24 protein-coding genes are annotated in these 23,825 nt (G+C 62.3%); 9 read left to right on the forward strand and 15 right to left on the reverse strand.

Annotation, left to right across the window (positions count from 1 at the left end; all coding sequences use genetic code 11):
- Window positions 1-8: 8 nt before the first annotated feature.
- On the forward strand, window positions 9-227 hold the full coding sequence (locus AB7M16_RS22340) for a hypothetical protein (RefSeq protein WP_025032458.1): 219 nt from the start codon (window positions 9-11) through the stop codon (window positions 225-227).
- Window positions 228-237: 10 nt separating this feature from the next.
- Window positions 238-696, forward strand: coding sequence for a hypothetical protein (locus tag AB7M16_RS22345; protein WP_172786733.1), 459 nt, complete (start codon window positions 238-240; stop codon window positions 694-696).
- Between the two features lie 96 nt (window positions 697-792).
- Here the strand turns inward: AB7M16_RS22345 and AB7M16_RS22350 are convergent, their stop codons facing one another.
- Window positions 793-1,221, reverse strand: a complete 429-nt coding sequence (locus tag AB7M16_RS22350) for a hypothetical protein (protein WP_212259576.1) — start codon at window positions 1,219-1,221, stop codon at window positions 793-795.
- A gap of 26 nt (window positions 1,222-1,247) precedes the next feature.
- Between AB7M16_RS22350 and AB7M16_RS22355 the strand changes: the two genes are divergently transcribed.
- Window positions 1,248-1,625 carry a hypothetical protein gene (locus AB7M16_RS22355; RefSeq protein WP_439365514.1) on the forward strand — a complete coding sequence of 126 codons (378 nt, stop codon included), beginning with the start codon at window positions 1,248-1,250 and terminating at the stop codon, window positions 1,623-1,625.
- A 37-nt stretch (window positions 1,626-1,662) separates the two neighbouring features.
- Here the strand turns inward: AB7M16_RS22355 and AB7M16_RS22360 are convergent, their stop codons facing one another.
- Window positions 1,663-2,166, reverse strand: coding sequence for a hypothetical protein (locus tag AB7M16_RS22360; protein ID WP_453945246.1), 504 nt, complete (start codon window positions 2,164-2,166; stop codon window positions 1,663-1,665).
- A 358-nt stretch (window positions 2,167-2,524) separates the two neighbouring features.
- Here AB7M16_RS22360 and AB7M16_RS22365 point away from each other — a divergent pair, with 358 nt between their 5' ends.
- Entirely contained in the window at window positions 2,525-3,778 is a 1,254-nt protein-coding gene (locus tag AB7M16_RS22365; RefSeq protein WP_453945247.1) for a diguanylate cyclase, read from the forward strand.
- Window positions 3,779-3,973: 195 nt separating this feature from the next.
- The gene (locus AB7M16_RS22370) at window positions 3,974-5,293 is read left to right on the forward strand and encodes an aminotransferase class V-fold PLP-dependent enzyme (protein WP_453945248.1); all 1,320 of its coding nucleotides are present in this window, start codon (window positions 3,974-3,976) and stop codon (window positions 5,291-5,293) included.
- A 223-nt stretch (window positions 5,294-5,516) separates the two neighbouring features.
- Here AB7M16_RS22370 and AB7M16_RS22375 read toward each other — a convergent pair whose 3' ends face one another.
- The 5 genes from AB7M16_RS22375 to AB7M16_RS22395 all read right to left on the reverse strand — a co-directional run bounded on the left by AB7M16_RS22375 (window position 5,517) and on the right by AB7M16_RS22395 (window position 11,103).
- A complete protein-coding gene (locus tag AB7M16_RS22375) occupies window positions 5,517-6,539 on the reverse strand; it encodes an LLM class flavin-dependent oxidoreductase (protein ID WP_453945249.1) in 1,023 nt (340 codons plus the stop codon).
- A 111-nt stretch (window positions 6,540-6,650) separates the two neighbouring features.
- Entirely contained in the window at window positions 6,651-7,031 is a 381-nt protein-coding gene (locus AB7M16_RS22380) for a helix-turn-helix domain-containing protein (protein WP_453945250.1), read from the reverse strand.
- Window positions 7,018-7,167: a type II toxin-antitoxin system HigB family toxin gene (locus AB7M16_RS22385; RefSeq protein ID WP_453945251.1), complete on the reverse strand. Its 150-nt coding sequence runs from the start codon at window positions 7,165-7,167 to the stop codon at window positions 7,018-7,020. The genes AB7M16_RS22380 and AB7M16_RS22385 overlap by 14 nt, the downstream gene beginning before the upstream one ends.
- A gap of 51 nt (window positions 7,168-7,218) precedes the next feature.
- Window positions 7,219-8,082 (reverse strand): L,D-transpeptidase, encoded by an 864-nt coding sequence (locus AB7M16_RS22390; RefSeq protein ID WP_453945252.1) that lies wholly within the window; start codon window positions 8,080-8,082, stop codon window positions 7,219-7,221.
- Between the two features lie 1,059 nt (window positions 8,083-9,141).
- Window positions 9,142-11,103 carry a LuxR C-terminal-related transcriptional regulator gene (locus AB7M16_RS22395; protein WP_453945253.1) on the reverse strand — a complete coding sequence of 654 codons (1,962 nt, stop codon included), beginning with the start codon at window positions 11,101-11,103 and terminating at the stop codon, window positions 9,142-9,144.
- A gap of 464 nt (window positions 11,104-11,567) precedes the next feature.
- Between AB7M16_RS22395 and AB7M16_RS22400 the strand changes: the two genes are divergently transcribed.
- The gene (locus AB7M16_RS22400) at window positions 11,568-11,861 is read left to right on the forward strand and encodes a DUF718 domain-containing protein (RefSeq protein ID WP_157283331.1); all 294 of its coding nucleotides are present in this window, start codon (window positions 11,568-11,570) and stop codon (window positions 11,859-11,861) included.
- Between the two features lie 501 nt (window positions 11,862-12,362).
- Here the strand turns inward: AB7M16_RS22400 and AB7M16_RS22405 are convergent.
- Window positions 12,363-12,620, reverse strand: coding sequence for a PAS domain-containing protein (locus tag AB7M16_RS22405; protein ID WP_453945254.1), 258 nt, complete (start codon window positions 12,618-12,620; stop codon window positions 12,363-12,365).
- 215 nt (window positions 12,621-12,835) lie between these two features.
- On the opposite strand from AB7M16_RS22405, the gene AB7M16_RS22410 reads away from it, so the two are divergent.
- Complete coding sequence (locus tag AB7M16_RS22410; protein ID WP_172786744.1) at window positions 12,836-13,075, forward strand: hypothetical protein; 240 nt, start codon at window positions 12,836-12,838, stop codon at window positions 13,073-13,075.
- A 433-nt stretch (window positions 13,076-13,508) separates the two neighbouring features.
- Here the strand turns inward: AB7M16_RS22410 and AB7M16_RS22415 are convergent, their stop codons facing one another.
- From AB7M16_RS22415 to AB7M16_RS22430, 4 genes are all read right to left on the reverse strand, one after another.
- Window positions 13,509-13,730, reverse strand: a complete 222-nt coding sequence (locus AB7M16_RS22415; protein ID WP_271505482.1) for a hypothetical protein — start codon at window positions 13,728-13,730, stop codon at window positions 13,509-13,511.
- A 231-nt stretch (window positions 13,731-13,961) separates the two neighbouring features.
- Window positions 13,962-15,005, reverse strand: a complete 1,044-nt coding sequence (locus AB7M16_RS22420) for a transglycosylase (RefSeq protein ID WP_453945255.1) — start codon at window positions 15,003-15,005, stop codon at window positions 13,962-13,964.
- Between the two features lie 295 nt (window positions 15,006-15,300).
- The gene (locus tag AB7M16_RS22425) at window positions 15,301-17,325 is read right to left on the reverse strand and encodes a GAF domain-containing protein (protein WP_453945256.1); all 2,025 of its coding nucleotides are present in this window, start codon (window positions 17,323-17,325) and stop codon (window positions 15,301-15,303) included.
- Between the two features lie 225 nt (window positions 17,326-17,550).
- Window positions 17,551-17,937 (reverse strand): nuclear transport factor 2 family protein, encoded by a 387-nt coding sequence (locus AB7M16_RS22430; RefSeq protein WP_036035076.1) that lies wholly within the window; start codon window positions 17,935-17,937, stop codon window positions 17,551-17,553.
- A 591-nt stretch (window positions 17,938-18,528) separates the two neighbouring features.
- On the opposite strand from AB7M16_RS22430, the gene AB7M16_RS22435 reads away from it, so the two are divergent.
- Together AB7M16_RS22435 and AB7M16_RS22440 are read left to right on the forward strand one after the other, a co-directional pair.
- Window positions 18,529-18,816: a hypothetical protein gene (locus AB7M16_RS22435; protein WP_453945257.1), complete on the forward strand. Its 288-nt coding sequence runs from the start codon at window positions 18,529-18,531 to the stop codon at window positions 18,814-18,816.
- Between the two features lie 804 nt (window positions 18,817-19,620).
- A complete protein-coding gene (locus AB7M16_RS22440; protein WP_453945258.1) occupies window positions 19,621-20,142 on the forward strand; it encodes a DUF4188 domain-containing protein in 522 nt (173 codons plus the stop codon).
- A gap of 629 nt (window positions 20,143-20,771) precedes the next feature.
- Here the strand turns inward: AB7M16_RS22440 and AB7M16_RS22445 are convergent.
- From AB7M16_RS22445 to AB7M16_RS22455, 3 genes are all read right to left on the reverse strand, one after another.
- On the reverse strand, window positions 20,772-22,157 hold the full coding sequence (locus AB7M16_RS22445; protein WP_453945259.1) for a TAXI family TRAP transporter solute-binding subunit: 1,386 nt from the start codon (window positions 22,155-22,157) through the stop codon (window positions 20,772-20,774).
- A gap of 178 nt (window positions 22,158-22,335) precedes the next feature.
- Window positions 22,336-22,854 carry a hypothetical protein gene (locus tag AB7M16_RS22450; RefSeq protein ID WP_246571939.1) on the reverse strand — a complete coding sequence of 173 codons (519 nt, stop codon included), beginning with the start codon at window positions 22,852-22,854 and terminating at the stop codon, window positions 22,336-22,338.
- A 428-nt stretch (window positions 22,855-23,282) separates the two neighbouring features.
- Window positions 23,283-23,798, reverse strand: coding sequence for a Spy/CpxP family protein refolding chaperone (locus AB7M16_RS22455; protein WP_439365531.1), 516 nt, complete (start codon window positions 23,796-23,798; stop codon window positions 23,283-23,285).
- Between the last annotated feature and the right edge of the window lie 27 nt (window positions 23,799-23,825).

Consider the following 23,825-nt stretch of genomic DNA (forward strand, 5'->3'; position numbering starts at 1 on the left):
AGCACGCGATGAAGAATTTTTCCAACGCCGAATTTTCTCCCGAGGTGATCGAGATCATGACGACCGCGCTGGAAGCTGCCGTTGCGACCCTGCCGGACCCCGTGCATTCCTCGCACGTCAACGCGCTCGCCGAATCCATCCTGCGCACCGCCAGCGCAGGCGAGCGGAACGTTGCCGACCTGCAAAGGATCGCCCTGATGGAGCTGCAGCTGGCGCCGCGCAAGTGACGAGGCGAACATGAAGACACTGATTGCCGCAATCATCGCGCTTTGTGCGACATCATCATTTGCCTCGGCAAACGGCTGGAGGGCGTACCGCATCCCGGAATCCGCAACCTCGGTCGACATTCCCACCTCGATCTTTACCGAGCCGGCCGGGAAGCCCGACGGATATGGGCAGCAGTTTCGCAGCCACGACGGCAGTGCGGACCTCACCGTTCAGGCCGTCGAGAACCAGCAAGGCCTGTCGCCGGCCGAATTCCTGGCCCGGAAGAATCCGCCGACAGGGATCATTTACAAGCGGATCACGTCGAACTTCTTCGTGGTCTCGAGCATCAAGCGCGACAAGATTTGGTACGACCGGTGCAATTTCTCGCGGGGCTATGTGCACTGCGTGCTGATCAATTATCCAGCCGCCCAGAAGCAGCGATGGGATGCCGTCGTGACCCGCATCAGCCGCAGCCTGCGTGCTGGTTGAGCCGGCTCACAAGACGGAAAAGTCACAAGACGAAAAAGAGCTGCCCGGGCACGCCGGGCAGCAGGTCGTGAGGAATAGAGCCGCGCGTATTTGCGTCTAGCGCGCGGTCGTCGATGTGGTCGACATGGTCGGCTTCGAACCCGGCGTATGCGACATCGTCTTGGTGGTCGAGCCGACTTGCTCGCCGGCCTTGACCTTGGTGCGGGTGTGCGAGCGGCTGAACGTGCCGCCGTCATGAGCCTGGGCGCGGGCGTTGGAGTTGAGCACCGGGCCGTTGCCCTTGTTCATGCTGACGCCGGTCTGCGTCTTGCCGCTGGCGGCAGCCGCGCTTCCGCCGGCGGCGATCGAGGAGCCGGTGCGGCCCGTCGCCGAGGTGGACGTGCCGCCGGTGCCGACGGTGGAGGCGGAGGTGCCGCCCGCTGCGGCCGAGCCGCCGCTGCCGCCGGTGATGCTGGTCTGCGCCAGCACTGGTGAAGTGGCGGCAAGCAGAAGCGCGACCGCCGAGGTCGTAACGAGTGTTCTCATGTTTCAATCCTCTGTTCGATGGCAACTTGTCTCAAGGCGACGAGGTCGAGATCGTGCAGCCGTTGACGGTGATGGTGCTGGCGCTGGTTGAGCCAGGTCCTCCCGCCGTCGACGAGGAGCTCGAGACGTGGCCGCCGCCCGCTTGCACATGGACCGACGATCCGCCGGCCGAGCTCGAGCTCGAAAGTGAACCGCTCGATGCGGTCGAGCCCGTCGTGCCCGAGCTCGATGCGCCGGCGGCGGTGATGCTGCCGTCTGCGTGCTTCTCCACTTTGACCTTGCAGGTCTCGCCAGAGCTCGTCTTTCCGGTCTTTTCCATGGTCTCTGCCGATGCAGCGCTCGCCGTCAGGGCGAGCACCGTGATCGCAACGATTGCCTTGTTCATTGCGGCTCCTCCTCCATAGACGAAAGGGAGCGGCGCGTGCCGCTCCCCGGGTCGGACTAGTTCTTGTCCTTCTTCCATTCGTCCTTGTTGTGGCCCTTGCCCTTCTCGAGGCCCCTGTCGCTGGCGTGGCTGCCGGACTTGCCGTCGCTCATGCCGGGCGATTTCGATGCGCCGGACTGGCCAACGGTGGAGCCGCTGCCCGCCGCAGAACCGCCGGTGCCGACGCTGGACGAGCTCTTGCCGCCGCCGGCCGACGAGCCACCGGTGCCGAGCGTCGAGGCCGAGCCGCTGCCCGAGCCACTGCCGGCCGCCGAACCACCGGTGCCAACGGTCGAAGAGCTGGTGCCGCCGCCCGCGGACGAGCCGCCGGTGCCGAGCGTCGATGCAGAGCCCGACCCGCTGCTGCCAGCCGAAGAGCCACCGGTGCCCACCGTCGAAGAGCTGGTGCCGCCGCCGGCCGATGAACCGCCGGTGCCGACCGTCGAGCTCGATTGCGCAACAGCGAGCGCCGTGCCGGCCAGCAGCGCGGCCGCAGCCGCAGAGAGCTTCAGGATCCTCATGTCCATTTTCCTCCAGGGTTTCCAAAATCAAATCGCCAATCAGGCACGGGATAAATTGGCAATCGCGCAAACGTTCCTTGTGCCAGACACGTTGACGTGTTGGTGCGGCCTTGAGTCAGTTCCGCGACGCGCAAAGCCATCGCGTTCATTCATCCGCCGTTCATCTGCCTGGAGAGGACGTCGTCGTCTGTCTGTTCGCCGCGAGCGTCAGACTCAATGGACTGCGGAATGCTCGGCGCGTCCGCCTCCCTGGCCTGCGCTAAGGCCTGATTCCCCGGCCGTTACGACCACGTTTACCAATCATCGCAAGCAAATCGTAGCGGCGGCTTGGTATAGCCACCGGTGACAGGTGAGAATCATGCCGCTGCTCCATGTCCCCACGATCTACGTGCTGATGCTGGCAGTCATGGTGCTGCTCGGCGCCCTGACGCTTTTCGCGTGGCTGCAAAATCGCGCGGTTAGCGCCCTTGCGTGGTGGGGTGGCGCCGTGCTGGTCATGGCGGCCGCGCTTGGCCTGCTCTGCCTGCGCGGCGTGATCCCGGACGCCTTGTCGCTCGATCTCGCCTACGCCGTCCTGTTCACGGCCTGCGCTCTAATGCTGGAGGGGGCGCGCTGCTTCGAAGGCCGGCGGACGAGCCCGCTTCTCCTGCTCGCGGGCGCGGCGACATGGATTGTGACCTGTCAGATCCCGGCACTGTACGAGTCCGCCACGGCGCGCTTGATCATCGTCTCGGTCGCCATGGGCTCTTATTCGCTCGGCTGCGCCTACGTGCTGTGGACCGGCCGCGCCGAGCCGCTGCTGTCGCGGTGGCCGCTGATCGTGCTGACCGCGCTCGGCGGCGCCCTGTTTCTCGTGCGTATTCCGCTCCACGTGGCGCATCCCCTCGCCGCGGCGCCGGTCACGCGCTTCGAGGCGCTGCAATCGTTCTGGTTCGCGATCGTAAGCGCGTTCACCCTGCTCTACTTCATCGCCATCAACTATCTGTTTCTTGCGCTCACCAAGGAGCGGAGCGAGCTCGCGCACAAGCGCGCCTCGATGACGGACGCGCTGACCGGTCTCGCCAACCGCCGCGCCTTCCTGGAATCCGGCGAGCAGAGCCTGAAGTCACCTGCAAACGGGACGATCGCGTTCCTGCTGTTCGATCTCGACCTGTTCAAAGCGATCAACGACACCCATGGGCATGCGACGGGCGACCGCGTGCTGCGCTTGTTCGCACAGACGCTGTCCGCCAATCTGCCGCGAGGCGGCGTTGCGGGCCGGCTCGGCGGCGAGGAGTTCGCCGCGATCGTCAGCGGGCCCGACCGGCAGGCGGCGATCGCGGTCGCCGAGCGCGTCCGCGAGAGCTTCGCGGCAATCGCGCGCGTCGTGGACGATGTCGTGATCGCAGCCACGGTCAGCGTCGGCCTCGCACATGCGGACAGCGCGCCCGGCGGCATCGAGGCGCTGTGCGAGCGCGCCGACAAGGCGCTCTACACGGCGAAGTCGCTCGGCCGCAATCGGGTCGAGAGCGCGGTGGACGAGCTCGTTCCGCTCGTGCCCGGCGTTTCTGCAGACCGTCCGATCCCGTTCGCGGAGCACGCGCGAGCGGCAACAAAGCGGGCGGCAGCCTGATCCTGCAATCTCCTTTGCGCGATCATCGCATTGTCATGCTCCGGTCATCTTAGCTGCATCGTCCGTTGCTCTTTTCCCGGCGCGCCAGGGCTCCGTTCCGATGACATCGGGACCGAGCTCCGGATTGTTGTTGATGCGTTTTCTTGACGCGAGCCCGACGCCGCTTCGCCCGAAGACGCTCTGGGGAGAGCTGACATGCAACTGATCAAGACGATTTCGGCGGACCGCCGCGCGATGCTCAAGGGCCTTGCGGCCGCGGCAATGGCGCCGCTTGCGGCGCCGGCCTTTGCCGCCGCGAGCCTTCCGCCGCAGCCGACCGGCTCGGCGGCCGCGATCGCCACCGACAAGTCCTATTGGGCGGCCGTGAAGGGGCTCTATGCCGTCACGCCCGAAATCGTCAATTTCGAGAACGGCTATTGGGGCATCATGGCCGAGCCCGTCAGGCGCGAGTTCATCCGCCAGTCCGACATGGTCAATTATCAGAACACCTATTACGCGCGGCTGCGTGCGGGCACGGATTTCGAGGCCGTGCGCACCAAGGTGGCGGAGGCGGTCGGCGCGCTCCCGGAGGAGATCGCGCTCACACGCGGCGCGACCGAAGCGCTTCAGCTCCTCATCGGCGGCTACAACAGGTTGAAGCCGGGCGACGGCGTGCTCTATGCCGACCTCGACTATGATTCGATGCAATACGCGATGAACGCGCTGAAGGCGCGCCGCGGCGTCGACGTGGTCAAGTTCGACGTGCCGGAGCCCGCCACTCGCCAGGCGGTGCTCGACGCCTATGCCCGCGCCATCGAGGCGAACCCGAGGACGCGGCTTCTGCTCCTGACCCATGTCAGCCATCGCACCGGCTTCGTCATGCCGGTCGCCGAGATCGCCCGCATGGCCAAGGCCAAGGGCATCGACACCATCGTCGATGCCGCCCATTCCTGGGGACAGCTCGATTTCCGGGTGAGCGAGCTCGAGACCGATTTCGTCGGCTTCAATCTGCACAAATGGATCGGCGCGCCGCTCGGCGTCGGCTTCCTCTACATCAGGAAGGACCGCCTTTCGGCCATCGATCGCGACATGGGTGACGAGGATTTTCCGGAAAGCGACATCCGCTCGCGGGTGCATACCGGCACGGTCAATTTCGCCACGGTGCTGACCGTGCCGACGGCGCTGGCGCTGCATCAAGAGATCGGCCCGGCGGCCAAGCAGGCGCGCCTGCGCCACTTGCGCGACTATTGGGTGAGCCGCGTCCGCGGCTTCAAGGACATCGAGATCCTGACGCCGGATGAAGCCGGCTCATATGGCGCGATCACGTCCTTCCGCCTCGCCGGCAAGACCGGCAAGACCGACAACGAGGCCATCGTTGCGAAGCTTCGCGACAGCTACCGGATCATGACGGTGCGCCGCGCCGGCGTCGCCAAAGGCCAGTGCATCCGTGTGACGCCGGCGCTCTTCACCGACGAGGCCGATCTCGACCGCCTCGTCGAGGCACTGGCCGTCATCACGGGGACGAAGACGGGGTGAGGCGGGCGGACGATTGGCAATCTCTCTCGGCCATCCTTCGAGACGCCCGCTGATGCGGGCTCCTCAGGATAAGGACTGAGTACGTGGCAACAGTTTCAATGGACGCCGATGCTGCTTAGCCTCATCCTGAGGAGACCGCTGAAAGCGGTCGTCTCGAAGGACGAGGCGCGCGCTCAGGCCGCTCAAAGATGTTATGTGCGACTGCCTGGCTCGCCGACCGCAGTCACCGCCATCCCAGCGCCGGCGCCACATGCGTCAAAATCGCCTCGATCGCATGCGCGCAATAGTCCACGCCGAGCTGGTTCGGGATCGTCAGCAGCAGCGTATCGGCTTCGGTGATCGCCTCGTCCTGCCGCAGCTGTTCGATCAGCGCGTCCGGCTCGGCCGCATAACTGCGGCCGAAGATCGCGCGGGTGTGCGGGTCGATGAAGCCGATCTGGTCCTCGCTGCCGCGCTCGCCGCCGAAATAGGCGCGGTCGCGATCGTCGATCAGCGCGAAGATGCTGCGGCTGACGGAGACGCGGGGCTCGCGGTTGTGACCGGCTTCCTTCCACGCCGCGCGGTAGGCTCGGATCTGCGCCGCCTGCTGCACGTGAAAGGCCTCGCCGGTCTCGTCGTTCTTCAGCGTCGAGCTCTGCAGGTTCATGCCGAGCTTCGCCGCCCAAACCGCGGTGGCGTTCGAGCCGGCGCCCCACCAGATCCGCTCGCGCAAGCCCTGCGCATGCGGCTCCAGGCGCAGCAGCCCCGGCGGATTGGGAAACATCGGCTGCGGGTTGGGCTCGGCAAAACCTTCGCCGCGCAGGAGGTCGAGGAAGACCTCGGCATGGCGCCGCCCCATGTCGGCATCGCTCTGGCCTTCGGCCGGCCGATAGCCGAAATAGCGCCAGCCGTCGATCACCTGCTCGGGCGAGCCGCGGCTGATGCCGAGCTGCAGCCGCCCGCCGGCGATGAGATCGGCGCTGCCGGCGTCCTCCACCATGTAGAGCGGGTTCTCGTAGCGCATGTCGATCACGGCCGTGCCGATCTCGATTTGGCTCGTCCGGGCGCCGACCGCCGCAAGCAGCGGAAACGGCGAGGCCAGCTGCCGCGCGAAATGGTGGACGCGGAAATAGGCGCCGTCGGCCCCGAGCTGTTCGGCCGCGACCGCCAGCTCGATCGATTGCAGCAGCGTATCCGCCGCCGAGCGCGTCCGCGATTGCGGCGAGGGCGTCCAGTGCCCGAAGGAGAGGAATCCGATCTTTTTCATGGAAGCAATCTAGCGACCATCGGCCGGTGTGGCGAGACTCGGTCCGGGTAAAGATATTGCGAAGGAGCCAGATCTCCCGGGCGCTCTCACCTCAAGCCGCCGTCACGTTCACTAGGCCGTCTTCTTTCGACTAGGCCTGATCAGGACGTCTGCGGAGATGCCAAGGCGCTCGTGAAGGCGCCGGATCATCGTGATCGATAGCCCGCGTTTTCGGTTCAGAACCTCGGCGATGCGGGTGCGCGTCCCAATGATCTCTTCCAGGTCCCGCCGCGTGAGCCCTTGCTGCTCCATCCGAAACTTGATGGCCTCAATAGGGTCGGGTGGATCCATTGGGTAATGCTCAGCCTCGTATGCATCGATCAGCGTCGCGAGCACATCCAGCCGGTCACCCTCTGGTGTGCCCGACCTTGCGCCCCAGAGGCGCTCCACCTCCTTGAGGGCGGCCTCATAATCCCGCTTCGTCCGAATCGGCTTGATCTCAGTCCTCGCCATGTCGAACCTCTCTTACGTTGATCCTGTCGTAGTCTCGGTGCGTGCCGATCCATTTGATCCACACGATGCTCTTCTCGAAATCAATGGCGGCGACGAGTCGATAGTCGTTTCCCCAACGACTGACTTCAAGTGACAACTTGAAGTGCCGCCCTGTCCCCGATTGCAGGCCGAGCGCGGCGATCGCGAACTACTGCACCTCGGCGATCTTCGGTCCAGGTGACGGCATCTGCGCATTGGTTGCCGACGGCCGGTTCGATGGCGAGGCCGCGTCCGGCGGTCGGGATGCTGCGTCGGGCGGCGCGCCCTGGGATGGTCGACGGGCCGCATTCGTCGGAAGCACGATCACCTTCGCGCCGACTTTCACCCGCTCATAGAGGTCGCTGACGTCCTCATTGGTCAGCCGGATACAGCCGGACGACACTCGCTTGCCGATCGTATCGGGCTTGTTGGTGCCGTGAATGCGATATTCGGTCTCGCCGAGATACATCGCCCGGGCGCCGAGCGGATTGCCGGGCCCGCCCGCCATGAACCGCGGCAGATAAGGCTGACGCGAGACCATCTCCACAGGCGGACGCCAATCCGGCCATTCTGCCTTGCGCGCCACGGTCTGCTCGCCGGACCACGCGAAACCTTCGCGGCCCACACCGATGCCGTAGCGCATCGCCTGCGTGTCGTTCAGGACGAGATAGAGGAACGTGTTCTTGGTATCGATGATCACCGTGCCCGGCGCCTGGTGGCTGGAATAGTCGACCACCTGCCGGACCAAGGCGCCGGGAACGTCGGCGTCGGCCTTGGGCGGCTCGACCAGCGGCGCCGGAGCCGGAATCGCAGCCGGCGCGGGCGCTGCTGCAGGAGCCGGAGGTGCCACGTAGACCGGACTTGACGATGCCATCGCCTGCGGCGCCGACGGCTTCCGCACCGGTTGCACGCTTCCGGGGCGAGCCAGCAGGCCGTACCCCAACGCGGCGACGGCCACGGCGCCAATTCCAACGCGCGCGGCCATCGGCAGTGCGATCGTCTCGACCTTCCGGCGTTTGGCCCGCTTGCTCATGTCTCTTCCCAGGTCGTCATACCCAGGAGAGGTACCCGGCAAGATTTAAGAAACTTCGAAACACCCGTTGACGATGGTTAACGCCATCATCGTGAAACGGCACAACTCCAAGCCGATGTAGCGGCCGGAGAAATTGAAGAAGGCGCGTGCCGCGATGGCGCCCGCGCTCGGACCGGAGCGATTTCGGTCGTGGTGGTACGCTCCGCCGCAAGCACGCGGGCGCGAAGACTTTCCAGTTCGGACAACAGAGACGTGAGCTGTTCCACACGCTCATGCAGCAGCACAGCGGCGTCAGCCGCTAGGTCATGATGTTCATGCATGTCGTGTAACCCCCAAACCAAGCTTTCGAACAGGCTTGGATCATGGCCCGGCGGTGGACCAATCGGGAAAATGATGCAATCGCGACTGAAATCCGCCGACGTTGTTCCAGCATCAACATATGTGAATCGTATGTTGTTTTAGCCCAAAGTTTGCTTCGGATTGCATCAGGCGCTTGCGCGGAAATGCAGCCGAGGTCCGGGTTGAGCGCCGTCCCTCGGCGAGGCACAGTACGCACGTCGGGTGGATTGAGCCCTTGCGAAACCGCATCAAGCCTCGCGACAGGCGGAGGAATTGACGGGTTTCGCTGGCGCTCTACCCATCCTCCGGGCTAACGCTCTAGAACCAGGTGGCGGTTATCGTAGTCGGACCATGACTCGCAAGAGAGAGCGCGTCCGTCGCGAACAGCAGAAGCTGCGTTAGCATGAAAATCGCCAGCGTTGCCTCGACACGGACAAATGCCAGAGCCGCGTTGGTGATGGTTGCTAGACCGGCATCCTGCTAAGCGTGACCCTTGCCGGCATTTTCGATAAAGCCGCCTTCGGAACTTTGTGAGGCATATCCCAAAGTAGACTTCCACCCGAACGATCTTGTCTCCGCGAGCGGTGGTTACCTCACAACCTTCGGTAAAAATCGTTCCGGGCTCGCGCTGCGCGCGCGGGGCCGGAATTTCGTGAATGGAACTTCGAGGCTTCTGTTGAATGTCCGCACCGATGCCGGTTGCGCGAGGCGTCGAACCAGCTACACAAAGAAATCATGCGTCGGATGGTGCTCGACGCCTCGTGTGTGATCAACTGCGCTTTGCTCCGCGCGCGACGGGCCAATCAGGTCTGCATCCGGGATCAGCGCCAGATCAGCATGTCCGCCTCGGGGCGGACCATGTTCGGCCGTGTCGGCGCCGTAGCCATTCGCACGATGATCCGAATCCTTGGCCCATGGCATATCGTTTTTGAAATGGAAGGAATCTCCGGCCCTGGGCGAGGCAGCCGTTTGTGCCGGACCGGCGTCATGCTCCGCTTGGTCGTTGCCGCGAGCCTCTTGGCTCGGCTCGGGATGCAGCTTCGTGGAAGCGTCTGAATGGGTCTGTTGCGAGTCACGTTGCGACTGGCCGGGATTGGCGTGGCTTCCCGGTCCATCATTCTTGACATGCTGCTCGGCAGCTGCGGAACCGTCCTTCGAAGCGTGACGCAGTTGCCCAGGATTGGAGTCGTGTCCGGTTGGATCCTGCTTGTCGGCTGCTGCGCCGTTCTGCGAAGCGTGCAGGTCACGCTCCGATTGCCTGTGACTTGGATCGTGACCCGGTGGCTCGTGCTCGGCATGCGGCTTGCCTGCTGCTGCGCCGTCTTCCGAAACGTGCAACTCGCGTTGCGATTGTTCATGATCGCGTGAGTCTGCTGCGGCCGCCTGCTCGACGCCGCCATGATCACTCAGTGCGTCGACGGCACCGGATCCGATGTGAGGGTTATCGCTGCCGCGGAAGCTGTCCTCGCGCGCGGCCGCATCGATGATCTGAACTTCGTCGGCTCTGGCCATGGCATCGCCTGAGGCAGCCTCGAAGGCGAATGATTCATGGTGTCTGTCGGAATCAAGCCAGGGCAGGCCGTCGAAGCCGTTGAAGTCGGGCCTGCCGGGACTATTGAGGGCGACCAACTCGCTGCGGGCGTTCGCGTCAGCCCACGCAAAGACATCGCTCGGGCTGTCCCAAACGGTGGACGCCTGGGTGTGACGGCTGAGGAGTTCGTAGATCGAGAGGCCGACCGCCGTCATCATGAGCGCGCCGGCGCTGCTCAAGCCCGGCCTTGAAGGGTTGAGTGTCGGCACTGTGATCGTGCTGCCAGCAATATCGGCTCGGGATTCGATGAGCTTGCTCGCCCGCATCGGCATGTCAGCCGACGAATGCTCCAACCGGAGGACTTTGCCGACGGCTTTGGCCGTTTTCTCCGAAGCAGCAGACGTTTTTTGGGGGCTGATCTTGATGGTCACGACCGCGCCGGTGCCGTCGGCGGTCATGATCGTGACGTTATCGGCATCCGCATGGTCGACTGCGGTCGCGTTTGCGGATTGAATGTCGTCGAGCACGGCCCAAATCAGAGCTGCAAGCACGCCGACGCCGCCGTAAAGGCGCGACAGGGCGAACCTTGCGAGTTCCGTCCGGTTCTTTATGCCAAGCTGCGCAGATATCTCTTCGATACGCGCCTCAACTCTGGCTGGGGCGACCTTGATCTGGCGCGCAATCTGCTTGTTCGACATGCCGCTGGCGGCCAGGCGGATGATCTTGTGCTCCTGGTCCGTCAGTGCTTCGCCCAAGGCGCCATGACCGGTTTTGCGGGCTGCGGCCGGCGCCACCAGCCTCAACGACTGCAACAGGTTCTCCGGCTCTTCGCGCATCGGTATAGCAGCGCAGGCACCGGCAGCGATGGCCGCCGCGAGATCGCCACGGGCGATCGATGCGGTGTAGAAGACCAGCCGTGTGGCAAGGCTCTCGGCATTGACGGCGGCGAGCATTCCAGACGCCGTCACGTCGGAAAATCCGTCCTCGACGAGCGCGACATCCGGCGTCAACGTCCGGACGGCTTCGAGGCATTCGGCTCCATTGGTGCAGGATGCAACGATCTCGAAGTCACGCTCCGTCGCAAATAGCGACTCAAAACCCTGCAAGACGATCGGACGGCGATCTGCGATCACGAGTCGGATACGACGCATCTGGTCTGGCTCGCCTGGCTTCCCGCCTTGATTGGCTCAGCAAGGCGACCGGGTCTTGGCGGCGTCACCTTCAAGAGCACCGCAGCAACGCGGGGCACGTCGCTTGGTTCCGCAAGGTGTGAAGCCCAGGGATGCTGGCACCGGAAGCAGCGGAAGGGGCTCGTCCATCCTGCTACTTCCAATGCTGCCATCTTGCCCCTGTTCTGCCCGACGGTGCAACGGTTTCGTAAAATGAGCAGGACGCGCAGCAATCATTCGATCAGATCGTGCTTCGCGCGAGCGGCCAGGGCCGCGGCGGGAAGCCATCCCATCTCGTCGCGCACTAAGCCGTTGATTTTGCTGCATCCGGCTACTGTGCATGGGGTTGTTTTCGACTTTTTGTAACGGGGGTGCAAAAGTATCTGTCCGAACCCGATCTGGTCCGGCGCTCGCATTTTCATCCATTCATTTTTCGGAGACGCATCATGCAGGTTTACAATGTGGTCAAGTTCAAGGTGAAGCCCGGCGAGGAAGGCGCCTTCCTCGATGCGCACCGGGACGGCAAGGCCAAATGGCCGGGGCTGGAGCACGGCGTCATCATCAGGACCGGTGATCAGACCTTCTGCCTCATCGGCACGTGGTCCAGCCAGGATGCGCTGGTGGCGGCACGCTCCGCGATGATCAAGACCCTCGACAGCTTCAGGTCCGTGCTCGAGGACCAGGGCAATGGACGCGGTGTGACGGACGCGGTGTCGGGCGAGGTCGTGCTCGCGCTGTAGCCGGCGAGCAGCCCCGCGACTTCATCACCCGCAAACCCTTGGTCGTGAACCGCTGCGTCTCGCCGCCGGGGCGAATCGGACGCCTGGTGCCGGCGGCCTTGCCGGTGCCGGGCGCTGGTGCGCAGGGACCAACTGGTGGGGCTGCGAGCGGGGGGTTTTAGCTTCTCGCTTTCATGCCTGCGCGGCATGCCAGAATGCTCTCGTGAGTCTGCCTCACCAGCTCTCGCGCTTCCCAAATCGCCTCGTCGGCCCGTTGCAAGACATCCTCTGACGAGCGGGATGACGAAGGCAGCGGCAATGTCTTTCTGCGCAAGACGGAAGCGGTCGCGTCGGCAACATGATGAACCAGCGCGACTGTTGATCCCTTGTCATCGAGGACTGACCAATTCTTCGGGTACCAATAACGTACCTGCCATGGTCGTCCATCGGGTTGGATGTCATAGCGCTGCAGAGGCATAACGTGTCCCCGCCCTGTGTGCAGCACGGTCTCGAACGACGCGCTCAGATTGGAACGCCATCCGCCGCTGCACAAAGTGGGTTGTCCGGAAACGCCTCGAACATGTCCAGACCTGCCAGCGTCTCCCGCGAGCGCGAGACCTCGCGGAGGTAGCTCTCGTTGGCGTCGACTATTCTCAAGTCCGGCGCAAGGACCAGTATCGGAAGAGGCGAATGCTCGAACAGCCGCCGCCACACGTTCTGTGCTTCGGCCATCACAGCAGCGGGCGACCGGAAGTTCGGTTGGCGAGTGGCGATCGTCATGTCTCGACCCGTTATTCAGCGCGTCTTGCCGCTTGGCTCGGTGCGGGCAACCTTGTTTGTATCGAAAATAGGCGTTCGCAAGCCTTTTTGGAACATGGAACCGATTGCGACGCTTCCCCCGGCCTGGCGCGGGCGACCTCTCTTCTAGGGGGAAATGGTCGCTTCGGGAACTTCGGCCGTTCGATTTCACTTTCCTAACAGATTGGGAGAACGGCATGTCCTTGGACCGCAACGCCGAGGTTCAGCATCTTGCAGAGGCTGATCGTCACGTCGCCGTCGCAGAACGGTCCATCGGACATCAGCTGATCGAGATCGAGCGGCTACGCGAAGGTGGTCACAACACGGAGTTGGCGGAGCAAATGCTGGAAACTTTCCGCCGTACTCTCCAAGAGATGCAGGAGTACAGGAAGCACATCATCAGGACCATTGAGGGTATCGACGCTGGAGAGCTCTAGGTTCTGCAGGTAATCCCAGGAACACGCGCCGGGAACCTATTCGGAGCCAAGCGGCGTTTCAGGTGTTCCCGAGCCAGTGCGATGAGGTTCGACCGCTCGGATCGCGACGCTTGCAACTTTCCAGTTGCCTACCAGCGAAGGAGGCCACCAATTGAGGCGGCCTGCCTTGCTTCCTGGACAGCTCGTCCGCAATCCGGCGCTGGTGGATACAATGAAGCTGCTCGTCTAGCTTCCTTGCCTTTTCCATCGCTGCGTACAGCTCATCGACGAGCCGTTCGCTCGCTGCAATCGCCTTGTCCGCCCGCTGAAGAAGTTCGTCCTGCATCGGACTATAACGCCGCACGACCTGGGCTTGTTCTGCAGAACAGTCCGCGCGAAAGCCAAGAAACGAAACTTAGGGCCGTGCCAAAGTTCTGCGGCGGTCAGCCCGCGACTATCGCCGCGCGGCGTGAAGGAAACGGTCAGCGGGCGCGCCGACGCCGTCCATTTGATGACGCTCCCGTTCGCGCAATTCATCGACGAGACGTTCGAGGTAGGACGGCAGTGGCGAGGCTTCGTGAAGCAAATGCTGTTGCAACCTGTCGCCCACCTCGTCGCAGATCGACCGGGCCGTCTTACGGTCGATGTGGTCCGATATTCGATTGGCTGGTTCCATATCGAGACCTTTCGATTAGGCCCCACGATTAACTTAAGTTAGTGGGGTGAAAAATGTTTCGCGTAATGTCCGAAGCAGCCGATGGTTCCATCAAACGGAACAGTTGGCATCGCCGAGGCGGCGCAGCCTCATAGGCACTCCAAAGCGACCCGCCTTCGCGATGTGCGCGGCAGACTTGTTGCCACCGTAAGCGCTGGGGTCTGCAACCCGTCAAGTTAGTGAAGCTTCAAATTATTGGCTTGCCGCCGCCGCAGCAGTCGCCACGTATTTCGTGTAGAATTCGGCGACCCGGCCGCGCCACATGCCGACGAACGCCTCTGACGTCACGTTGTCGACCGATTTCCAGGTGCGCTTGAAGGCCGGGAGTGCATTGCCCCAGATCGCGCGTTTGCACCACCGCTCACCCTTCTCCTTGCCTTCGCTGCTGGCGCACATGGATTTCCAGGCGAGGCGAGCGGGCTTGCTGATGTGCTCGGCGGCGCCTTCCCAGCCCTGCTGATGGATCAGGTAGAGATCACTCATGTCCGGCTTGCGGCGCGTGATCCACTCGAATTGGACGCCTTCGGCAATGATTTTGTAGGCGGCCGCAACGGCGTTATCTCGCGGACTGCGAATCTGCCCGAAGCCGAACTTGCCGAACTCATAATGGCTCAGCTGAAACAGCCCGATATACGACCCGGTGCGTTGATTGGGGTTGAAACCGGATTCGATCTTGGCAACCGCCATCATGAAATTGAAATCGAGACCAAACGCGTCGGCAGCGCGCTTGATCTCCTCAGTCGGCGTTCCGACCGGAATGTCCTTGAACGCACGCAGGACGATCTCCGCCGGTTTCTCGGCGGGCGGCAGTTCGGACCAGACGTAGTAGACCAGATAACGGAAATCTGGCGTCGACGCAGCTTTCGGAGCATCGTTGGACGCATCGCGTTCCGGCGGCAGCGGTTGGACGACATCCTGTCCCAACGACGCCAATTTCGGCGCGACGGGTTCGTCGACGATCTCGGCTTCGGTGCGTGGCGGCCCGGAATCTGCTGACGTCACCGCGCCGAGCTCTGCGCTTTCTGCCCGAAGCGCTGCCGCGAGTCTGGCGGATGCCTCAGCGTACACCGCAGGCGTCACCATGTTCGCGGGAGCCGCCATGCGCGCAGCCGGTATGCTCGCTGCCGCTTCCGGCACGACATCCGGCAAAGTCGCGGCCGGCCTGTTACCGGCGGCCAGATAGAGTCCTGCGGATGCGACAACAGCCACGATGCAGCTGGTCTGCCAGACCTTCATTGCCCGAAGTCCACCGATGGCTTCTGTACGAAGGCTGTTGGCATGGTCCTGCGGCCTGTGGGTCAGTACTCTTGGTAGAATCTTAAGGTTTAAATGTGGTGAACGAGAGCAGCGTGCTGCCTCGCAACTCGATCTGTCCCTCTTTGGGTCACCAGCGGCCGCTGGCGGGAGAGGCTCGTAGGGTCGGCTAGGGGTCAAGCGTGTCGTTTCCGGCGGGCCTGAAGCATTTCCGGTCTGGCTTCAAGTGCGAACGTTCCGGCCGAGACCGCGGTCGTCGCCTTCGGGCCAAAAGAGGTCATCGCGGCAGCGTGATGATGAGCTCGGTAAACACACCCAGCTCGCTCTGGACATCGATGGTTCCGCCGTGTTGTTTGACAATGATGTCATGGGTCATCGACAGACCGAGCCCCGTGCCTTCGCCAGCTGGCTTGGTAGTAAAGAAGGGATTGAACATTTTTTTCTTCACCTCGATCGGAATCCCGGCGCCGTTGTCGCGGATGCGAATTTCGACCTTATCGTCAAGGTTGTTCGTGGTCGCACTCAGCACAGGCTCAAAGGTCTCGTCTCCCGCCTCGGACTTGCGCCTGGTCGCGGCATAGAAGCCGTTGGAGATCACGTTGAGAAGCGCGCGCGTGATCTCCTGCGGATATACCTCGATTTCGCCTGCGTCGGGATCGAGGTTCTGCGTGAGCGTGATGTTGAAGTCGGACTTCTCTGCGCGCGCGCCATGGTAGGCGAGATTGAGACTCTCCTGGACCAGGGCATTGATGTCGACGAGGCGGCGCTCGCCCGGTCCCTCGCGTGAGTGCAGCAGCATGTTCTTGACGATGGAATCGGCCCGCTTGCCGTGCTGCACGACCTTTTCGAGGTTGCTCTTCAAAAGCGCCGTCAGCTCATCGACTTCGGTGCGGATCTTGTCGGCGAGTTCGGCGGGCTTGAGGGCCTCGTTCAACTCCTCGGTCAACGCCGCTGAAAGGGCTGCGAAATTATTGACGAAGTTGAGCGGGTTCTTGATCTCGTGCGCAATGCCCGCGGTGAGCTGGCCGAGCGAGGCAAGCTTTTCGGTCTGCACCAGGCGGTCCTGTGCGGCGCGGAGGTCGTCGAGGGATTGCGAGAGATCGTCGGTTCGCTGCCGCAGCTCCTTGAGCAGTCGTGTGTTTTCGATGGCGATCACCGCTTGTGCCGCAAAATGTTCCAGCAACTCGACCTGCTTGTCGCTGAACTCTTGCACTTCCTTGCGGTAGACAGCAAAGCCACCGACAAGCTCGCTCTCCTTGAGCATCGGCACAATCAGAACGGTGCGGGCTGCGGCGACCTTGTAGATCAGATCGTCGGGATGCTCTGTGGCGATATCGGCAATGTGAACCAGCGCCTTGGTCTCGACGAGGCGCCCCAGCGAAGGCGCCCCATCAAACGGCGCGATGAAGTGTGGCGGCGTTTCCTGGTCGGGCGCGTACAATTGCGGCACGTTTTGCGCGGCCATTCGCGCCACCCGCCGCAACCTGTCGCCTTCGTATAGGAGCAGCGTCCCAAAACTGGCACGGCAGATGCGCACGGCATTTTCCAGCATGGCCTCGAACACCGGCCCAAGTCCGCCAGGCGAACTGGATATGACTTGTAGCACTTCCGACGTCGCGGTTTGCCGCTCCAGCGCTTCCCTCGCTTCATTGAACAATCGCGCGTTCTCGATCGCAATCACCGCCTGGTCGGCGAAGGTCTGTAGCAATTGCACATGATGGTCGGCGAATGAACCGGTCTCGACTCGCGTCACGGTGATCAAGCCGATAGGCACCCCATTGCTCATCAACGGCGTGAACAACATGCTGCGAAAGCCGCGCAATCGCGCCAAATCCCTGGCCAGTATGTTTGGCGAGGATTCGGTATCGACAATCTGCATTGGTTTGCCATTACGCAGCAACTCGAAGGGCGCCGAAGACGTTGTGAGATGCCGCGGGAACGAAGCTCGCAATGCTTCGTCAGCGACCGGATTTGTCGGCGTGAACGCCTCTAGGTGTTGCATGCCGTCGATATATCGAAACACTGCCGTAGAGAAACCGCCAATCAGCCTGTTGGCGCTGATCGCAATCGCCTCGAATACCGGCTGTACATCGTCGGGCGAACTTGCGATGACCCTCAATATTTGGGCCGTCGCCGCCTGCTGCTCGCGGGCCTCCTTCAGGTCTTTGCTCGGACCGGCGACCGAACGACGGTTCGCTCGGCTGGCCGCTGGCGCAATGCGGCGCTTGCTCTTGGTGGTCTTGCGGCCCTTGCGGGTCTTCGCCTGGCTCGTCTTGCTGCCCGTTCTTGATGGCCGCGCCATATCCGTCCCCAAAGGGTCAAGAAGGGTATCTTATCGGTCCAAACCATCATTCAGGAAGGGCCGGAATAGCCTGAATCGCATGTCACCGGGCCGGGCTGATGTCCGAGAAGGGTCATGAGCGCCGTTTTGACCAGCGGTCGAGCGCTTCCGTTTTACCGCCGACTCCGGACAACTCGCGGCTACGCCCTAATGGAAGCGATGGGCCACATTCGGACATGTGCGTCGTCAGGCTGACGAAGGTCCTTCAACAATCTTCCAATACGAGTCCTTTCGGATCACCTCGTCCGCGCGAAAAGTGTAAAAGTCACATCCTCGGACCTCGATCTTTTTTCCTTCGCCTGTCGTGCCCGTCAGCGTCCATTTTGAAATGCCCGTGTTTGCCATCGTATCCACAAAATGCTCGGCGTCGCCGTAGTGAACATCCGGTAAGCCTTCAAAGCGCGTGGCGAGCCCGTCTCGTACGTTGCGTTTGCCCTCGAAGCGGGAGCCCCAAGGCTTGCTTCCCCTCGGCATCTCCAAGACACAATCGTCAGCAAAGAACTCCATGATGGAATCCAAGTCGTGCGCGTTGAACGCTTCACACAGCGCCGTCAATTTCGATCGAATGTCCATCCTTACCTCCATCGAGTTCTCGGAAGGGATACAATAACACAAGGGCACACAGGTGAGTTGAAGGGCCGATTAGACGTCTGGTCGATGACGCCTTCGGGTCGAAAGCGCCGTTTTGACCAGCGGTCGGGCGCATCCGGTGCAGCGCAAGCCCGCTTCGGGTCAAAGGCTGCCTTGACCAGTCATAACTTTGGCGGGTCACGCCCCGACCGCTGACCTCGCGGCGCTCCGAGCTGAGGTCTAGCACGGCACATAAAGCGGAGCTTACGAAGCCGCGCGTGAGCCACCAAACGCTTCCCCAAAAGCGACGAGATGAATTGCGAACTCGACAGCCTCGCGGCTGCGCGCTGGTTCCGCAATCGCAAAAATTCTCAGACTGCTCTTTTCGTCCCGTTAACCTACTTGCAGCCGGTTGAGGAACGGACCCACAAATCATCGCTTCCTCTTGGACAAGAATCTTGTTGCAGGCGTCCCTTTGCGGGCGCCGGGAATTCATGGAGGCGTGTATGCGAATGAAGCTTTTCTATGCAGCCACGGTCTGCGTTGCATTGTCCGCAGCAGCACCAGTCGCGCAAGCCCAGGTGGGCGCGGGTGTTGGCGCCGGTGTTGGAGGTGTCGGTGCAGGTGCAGGTGCTGGTGCGGGAGTGGGTAGCGGTGGCGTCGGCGCCGGTGTTGGTGCCGGAGTTGGGGGCGTTGGCGCGGGTGCCGGCGCCGGAGTGGGCGATGGTGGCGTGGGTGCCGGCGTGGGCGCCGGAGCTGGCGGAATTGGCGCTACGGGGGGCGTGGGTGTCGGCGGGGGCGCGGCAGGAGCTGGCGCAGGTGCGAGTGTTGCAGGAGTTGGTGGGGCAGGCGCGGGAGTTGGCGTCGGTTCTAGCAGCGTAGGTACTGGGGGGCTCGGCACCGGCGGGCTTGGCACTGTTGGCATTGGTCCTGGTGCCGCGGGAGCCGTGGGCATTTCAAATAATGGCGTTGCCAATGGAAACAACAGCTCTGGATTGGCAGGCCTCAATCCTGCCAACGTCGGCACAGCCTTCGCGACATTGGAGGTCGCAGAGCAGCAGCGGGTGTTGCGTCGCTGTGCAGCTGTCCTGAAACAGCCGGATCGCTACGACCGAGAAACACGGGCCGTTTGCCGTGTGATAGCCGCCAAGTGAAGTAAAGATCGCCTTTGTCTGATTGGAGTCGACGGATAGACAAATAGAAGGCTCGGCAAGGGAACGCCGAGCCTTATCTTTAGGCCGAGCGATCTGTCTCACTGCAAGCTGACCTTCGCTCCCAACTCCTTTGGAGAACAAGACCCAGTCTCCGCGAGCACGCAAAAGCGTGGTGATAATAAGTCATGCGTCCGCCGGCTCTCGCGCTCCCGCACGCGCGGGGATTGCTCTGCCGCGAGGAGCGGACCTTCGTCAGACCCCACGTAACTTCGCAGATGGGCGGGAAGCCGACCTTGCTGACATCGCGGAACTCGCTTACCTTGCGTGATGTGATCTGCCTGACATGCGTTCGAACCGGATGGCCCTTATGCTCCGTCAGCACGAGGTGCCGCCCCTGATCCAAATTCGTCGGCGGTTTGCAAGGTGCACGCGATGGCTTGCAGGAACTCTTCGGGCGCAACACGACCACCGTCGTTATAGGCGGAGCTCGCGGCCATCCATGGCGGACGCAATTATGCGTCAGGAGGTCAGAATGAAGGGCGCAGTCCAACGACAAACTGTCGACCTTTCGTCGTTTCCCGATCTGGTCGTGATCTATCTCGGGATGCGCGTCAATGCGTGGACCGGGATCAGAACCTTGCTCGGCTTGGGTCCGCAGATTCAGGACGCAGTCGACAAGCGGCCCGAAGGGCTTCTCCTGCATGAGAATTTCATCATGTCCTTGTTTCCGTTGCACCTTGGCATGCGACAATATTGGCGCGACTTTGATGCGCTGGAGGCGTGGTCCCGTTCGATACCGCACCGCCAATGGTGGCAGGATTTTTTGAAGTCATCGCGCGGCACTGGCTTCTGGCATGAAACTTACTTCATGCGGGGCGGTATGGAGGCCATCTACGATGACCTGCCGGCGCCCATTGGCCTCGCACAGTTCGCGCCGCTGCAGCCCGCCCGCGGGCCAATGTTCGCCGCCCGCCACCGGGCCAAATTATCCGGCCAGTTGCTTCCCTCAGTGATCAAAGAGGCCCAATTTTATGGTGGGGACGGACCCGCATAATTGTCGTTCTCAATTCCAGTGATGTCTCGTTTGGGGCAAGCGCGTCGGTTTAGTCCGGCCGCGATGGCTTCCGGTCAGATCCGATGGCGGATGACCCGCCAGCCTTGCAAAGGCCTGCGATACCCGCTGCCCGCTTGACCCTAGCCACACCGCGCTCGAGGTGCTCGCTATGTTGGGGTCCGGCGAAACACACTGGCAGCCTTCACTCGTACAGAGCGCAAACGCCACCCTGCCAACGCACACACCTGCGAACCGCTCGGCGGGTTTGACGGATGGTCGTCCTTGCCACACATACACCGTTGACTCGCGTCCTGCCCGGACCACAGGCGGCCGCGATTTGCGTAATCTCATCATTTTCGATCGAAGGGAGCGGTGCAGGCCCCATGGCGTGCGCCGATGTTAGAACCGACAAGGTGAAGGCGAGAACAGCGATCAATCGGATCATTCGATCCTTCCTTGGCACTGGCCCCGCTCGAAAAGCTGGCAGCATCGGTCGCTGAGAGGCTTGAGATAAGTCAAGGTTCGCGTCGCGGTGCGTGTGGCTCGGGGGCCATTGCTCCGGGGTACGCGATAGGCGGCGATCTGCGATACTCGCCCAGCCTGCCCAGATCACTCACCTGTCCCGTGCGCTAACTGTCCTTCGATACTGGCCCGAGCGCTGCCCGCTTCGCATTGTGCGCTTCCCCGGGAGGTCGCGCACCGAGTGCCGCGCGACGATCTTGTATGAGGTTCTCGAGCCGATGTGCGGCAACGTTTAGCGTGGCCGTATCGAGGGTGGATACGTCCGCATCTGCTCTGGCGCGTTGCGCGCTCAGTACCTGGTCGATCTCAGTCTCGATCTCCAACAAATTCGCTTCGTTCTCGGCGTGCCTTATTCGTCTCCCCAATGCATAGAGCAAATCCAGCGCGGGTTCTCTCGGCTTGAGATCGCCGGATCTAAGAAACTGCCATGCCGCCGCAAGGATCGTGGCAAGCGCGCCGAGCGCCATTGGCGCCAGGAAGATGGCGTTGCTCCACTTGTCCAGGAAACTCAGTTGGCTACCGTTGTAGAACTCTGCGGCGCCGGGGTGAACGGGGAGATAGGCGCCGGCGTCAGTATCGGGCGCCTTGAACTGCGCGAGAACCGGCAATTCGGCCAAAACGTCTCTGCGAGCGCGTGCAATGGCTTGCGTGAAGTCGGCGATCATATCGTTGTCCAGGCTCTTCTTGCCGACGATGTAGAAGGACGCCTTCAAAGTGGTCACGTCGTCCTCAGGAACGGGAGGGGATCCGCGTAGTGTTCCCTTTGGGATGTCGAAGCTCTCGTAAGCGCGCTCCTTCTCGGCAATTGCACCGGCATTCTCGATCGGAATCAGGACCGGTGCGCTCTTCGGAGTCTGCGGGAATAGACCTCGCACCAATGATACGTACTTCTCGCTCAGCGGCGCGACGAGAAGGACGGCACGTATTTCCTTTGTGTCGAGGGTGCGGCGAACCTGGTCGAGCGCGACACTTTTGAAAGCAACGTTGGCGCGGTCGAGGTCATATGCCTTTGTCAATACGCTGACGATCTTCTCATTGGTCTCGCCCGCAACCACCCCTATTGTTGTGCGCTTTAGGCCAGCCATGTCCTTGATCGTGGATCCCGGCGGTGCAAACAGCAGCGCAACGGCCTCGGCGAGGACGACGATGGCTTGCGCTTGTGAAAGGTCGCCGACATCACCGCGGACCACAGCAAGGTCCGTCTTGCCGGAGGAAAACGCTTCCGCGGATTCAATTGGGCCGGTCGTCTCCACCACCTTCAGCCGGACCGGCGCGTTGTTGAGGACAAGCCTGCTCGCCAGCGCCGACACGATTTTGGGGGCGTCGCCATCCACTGACCCAACCGCGATCGACAGCGTCACCGGTTGGACGTACCAGCGATACGCGAACAGGCTTGCGCCCGCGGCCAGCAGTGCTAGCGCCAGGACGACGACGATGCGAAGCCAGATCGGCAGTTTGGCACCGTCAATGCGAATTCTCGACAGATCATCCATAGTACCCGGCTGGCCTTTCGTCCCAACGGCAGGCCTTGCAGACTTCCGAGCACCGCCGATTGGTCAAGGTTAGCTACCCGAACAGCGGGACGACTCTCCACACCCACCCGAGTTGCATTTCTGCCACCAGGAGGCGGCTCTTGAGCCGCCCCCTCCAGCCTCATGCCGCGTTCAAGTTTTACTGACAGACATGCATCAGGCCATCAGGGCCTTTGATCATGGTGCCGGGATCGCAGACAATGCCGCCGCGAGCCTTGTAGTCGGCCCATCCGCTAAAGCCATACCAGGGGCCATTCGCCGGGTAGGCCTTTTGGAGATAGTAGGGACTGGTTTCAATCGGACCGCCATAATAGGCGTTGGCCGCCAATGCGCCGCTGCCCACGTATGGCCTGCCATAGTATCCGGTACCACCCCAGTTCCAGGGTTGGGTGGCCGCAACTGCGGCGGCGGTGCCAACCGCTGCAGCGCCTACGCCGGCGCCGACGACGCCCGCCCCGTATCCATATGCAGCCCGCCGGTTTTGTCGGCGTGCAACACCCGCAACGCTCACGGGTGTCAGGGGACGACCGACCCGTGCTTGTGCGCTATCGGTCGAAAGCGAAGCGCCGCCTTGCTCGGACCAACTGAAGGAGAGCAGCATCGCACAAGTGAACGTCGAGGCTGCTAATGCAACGTTTCGTACATTCATCTGCATCATGGACCTTACTCCACCGCTTCCTGCCCCGGCCCGATGATTCAACCTCCTCTTCGAAGCGTGCGTTGCGCTAGATCAACGGTTCCTCCGCTTGTTGTGTCTCAACGAGGCACCAACGCTGACGCAACAGGTAAGCAACGGCGGGAGCGCGAAATCCGCTTTCATCTCCTCCGCCGCATCGCCGCGAACAGTGTTTCGCTGCTATTCTTTGAGCGAGCTTTTCGCCAGAGCTAAGTGGACGAGCCTGCCAACTCTGTCAGTACCGTGCACGTACGGCTCGATGGGGTGACTTCCCAATCATTGGCGCTCCAAGACCCATGACCGTAGACGTGGGCCCGGGGGATGTCGGCTTTGGCAAATGGGACATCACCCAGGCCTAAAGTCAGTTAGCCGCGCATGTTCAGACCATCACGCGGCAGGTCTGAATCAATTCAGTCTTCGTCGTCGGCCTGCGCACGACGTCGCTCCACGACATCACTCATGTCGTGAAGTACAAGGACCGCCAGGGCCCCCATGCGCTGCCTCTGTTCGGGATTGAGGGTCTTGTAAAGTGGCTGCCACGCCTCGGCGAGCTTATCCAAATCGGCTGATCGTTGCGCCAATGCCTCCGAGCGTCGCTGCAAGAAGGCGATGGGGTCACGATTGCGGATGGTTTCGACGGCATTTTGGTCGGTCCGTCGACCCACTGTTTCCGAAATCTTTGCAACCCGGGCTTTCCGATCCTCCGCCCTGGCACGAATGGCACTCTCGACAGGCGGCCAGAGTTTTTCCTGGTCAGGTGTCAGCTGCAAGGCAGCCTTGGTCAAATCGATCCGCATGTCCATCAGGGTATTTCGGTCTACTGCGTTGAGCCGTTCTGGCGTTGCAGCGGAGTTAGCTTGCGCCCTGGCAATCGACGGTGCGGCAAGAAGGAGTGCAACTGTTCCGATCACTACGATCTTCATCATCGGCGACCTCCTTGGTAAGTGGCCCCC

It is taken from the genome of Bradyrhizobium sp. USDA 372 (assembly GCF_053629095.1).

Coding starts and splice junctions, on each gene's coding strand:
- AB7M16_RS22455 (WP_439365531.1), bottom strand. CDS start 23,798: ATGATGAAGATCGTAGTGATCGGAACAGTTGCACTCCTTCTTGCCGCA.
- AB7M16_RS22390 (WP_453945252.1), bottom strand. CDS start 8,082: ATGAGCAAGCGGGCCAAACGCCGGAAGGTCGAGACGATCGCACTGCCG.
- AB7M16_RS22420 (WP_453945255.1), bottom strand. CDS start 15,005: ATGAAGGTCTGGCAGACCAGCTGCATCGTGGCTGTTGTCGCATCCGCA.
- AB7M16_RS22400 (WP_157283331.1), top strand. CDS start 11,568: ATGCAGGTTTACAATGTGGTCAAGTTCAAGGTGAAGCCCGGCGAGGAA.
- AB7M16_RS22350 (WP_212259576.1), bottom strand. CDS start 1,221: ATGAGAACACTCGTTACGACCTCGGCGGTCGCGCTTCTGCTTGCCGCC.
- AB7M16_RS22450 (WP_246571939.1), bottom strand. CDS start 22,854: ATGATGCAGATGAATGTACGAAACGTTGCATTAGCAGCCTCGACGTTC.
- AB7M16_RS22380 (WP_453945250.1), bottom strand. CDS start 7,031: ATGGCGAGGACTGAGATCAAGCCGATTCGGACGAAGCGGGATTATGAG.
- AB7M16_RS22415 (WP_271505482.1), bottom strand. CDS start 13,730: ATGGAACCAGCCAATCGAATATCGGACCACATCGACCGTAAGACGGCC.
- AB7M16_RS22410 (WP_172786744.1), top strand. CDS start 12,836: ATGTCCTTGGACCGCAACGCCGAGGTTCAGCATCTTGCAGAGGCTGAT.
- AB7M16_RS22405 (WP_453945254.1), bottom strand. CDS start 12,620: ATGACGATCGCCACTCGCCAACCGAACTTCCGGTCGCCCGCTGCTGTG.
- AB7M16_RS22360 (WP_453945246.1), bottom strand. CDS start 2,166: ATGAGGATCCTGAAGCTCTCTGCGGCTGCGGCCGCGCTGCTGGCCGGC.
- AB7M16_RS22445 (WP_453945259.1), bottom strand. CDS start 22,157: ATGGATGATCTGTCGAGAATTCGCATTGACGGTGCCAAACTGCCGATC.
- AB7M16_RS22365 (WP_453945247.1), top strand. CDS start 2,525: ATGCCGCTGCTCCATGTCCCCACGATCTACGTGCTGATGCTGGCAGTC.
- AB7M16_RS22340 (WP_025032458.1), top strand. CDS start 9: ATGAAGAATTTTTCCAACGCCGAATTTTCTCCCGAGGTGATCGAGATC.
- AB7M16_RS22440 (WP_453945258.1), top strand. CDS start 19,621: ATGAAGGGCGCAGTCCAACGACAAACTGTCGACCTTTCGTCGTTTCCC.
- AB7M16_RS22425 (WP_453945256.1), bottom strand. CDS start 17,325: ATGGCGCGGCCATCAAGAACGGGCAGCAAGACGAGCCAGGCGAAGACC.
- AB7M16_RS22345 (WP_172786733.1), top strand. CDS start 238: ATGAAGACACTGATTGCCGCAATCATCGCGCTTTGTGCGACATCATCA.
- AB7M16_RS22375 (WP_453945249.1), bottom strand. CDS start 6,539: ATGAAAAAGATCGGATTCCTCTCCTTCGGGCACTGGACGCCCTCGCCG.
- AB7M16_RS22430 (WP_036035076.1), bottom strand. CDS start 17,937: ATGGACATTCGATCGAAATTGACGGCGCTGTGTGAAGCGTTCAACGCG.
- AB7M16_RS22370 (WP_453945248.1), top strand. CDS start 3,974: ATGCAACTGATCAAGACGATTTCGGCGGACCGCCGCGCGATGCTCAAG.
- AB7M16_RS22395 (WP_453945253.1), bottom strand. CDS start 11,103: ATGCGTCGTATCCGACTCGTGATCGCAGATCGCCGTCCGATCGTCTTG.